The following is a 1000-nucleotide window of genomic DNA, read 5'->3' on the forward strand; positions in this document are numbered from 1 at the left end:
CGGCGACGCCTATCCGATGATCGCCACCCATGATCCGCGGCTGATCGAGATCGCCGCGTCGCTCGCGAGCCGCTACGGCAAGGCGCCCGGCACCTACGAGTTCCAGATGCTCTACGGCATCCGCCCGGCCGAGCAGCGACGGCTGGCCGACAGTGGCGAGAAGGTGCGGGTCTACCTGCCGTACGGCGAGCAGTGGTACGGCTACCTGATGCGGCGACTGGCGGAGCGTCCGCAGAACCTGTCACTGTTTCTCACGTCCTTGATCTCCAGGAAGTGAGTGACGCATGACTGAGTCCCGACGGACTGCCGTGATCGGTGCCGGTGTGATGGGGGAGACCCTGTTGTCAGGCCTGATCCGGTCCGGCCGCGCCGTCGACCGGCTCGTCGTCGTCGAGAAGCGCGTCGAGCGCGCCGCCGAGCTCAGTGAGAAGTACGGCGTCTCCGTGGTCGCCGACGCCTCCGCTGCCGCAGAGGCCGACACCGTGCTGCTGGTCGTCAAGCCACAGGACATGTCCGACGTGCTCGCCGAGATCGGCCCGGCCCTGCGCCCCGGCCAGCTGCTCGTCTCGCTCGCGGCGGGCATCACCACCGGCTTCATCGAGTCGAAGGTCCCCGAGGGCGTCGCTGTCGTCCGGGTCATGCCGAACACGCCTGCCCTGATCGATCAGGGCATGGCTGCGATCTCGCCCGGTACCCACTGCGACGAGGGGCACCTCGCCGAGGCCGAGGGGTTGATGAGCTCGGTCGGGAAGGTCGTGCGCGTGCCCGAGAAGCAGCAGGACGCGGTCACCGCGATCAGCGGCTCCGGTCCGGCATACGTCTTCTTCGTCGTCGAGGCCATGATCGAGGCGGGCGTCCACCTCGGCCTGCCCCGCACCGTCGCCCACGAACTGGCCGTGCAGACCCTGGTCGGGTCGGCCCTGATGTTGCGCGAGACGGGCGAACACCCCGCCGTCCTGCGCGAACAGGTCACCTCGCCCGGCGGTACGACGGCCGCGGC

2 protein-coding genes are annotated in these 1000 nt (G+C 69.4%); both read left to right on the forward strand.

What is annotated here, in order from left to right; genetic code table 11:
* Window positions 1–277: proline dehydrogenase family protein (locus ACOADB_RS15795; RefSeq protein WP_378600447.1), on the forward strand; the 277-nt coding region annotated here is incomplete at its 5' end.
* Between the two features lie 7 nt (window positions 278–284).
* Window positions 285–1000 (forward strand): pyrroline-5-carboxylate reductase (gene proC, locus ACOADB_RS15800; protein WP_378600450.1); only part of this gene is annotated, 716 nt, incomplete at its 3' end.

Origin of the sequence: Nocardioides sp. CPCC 206348, assembly GCF_048654705.1 — a bacterium.
In the GTDB taxonomy this organism is placed as follows: domain Bacteria; phylum Actinomycetota; class Actinomycetes; order Propionibacteriales; family Nocardioidaceae; genus Nocardioides.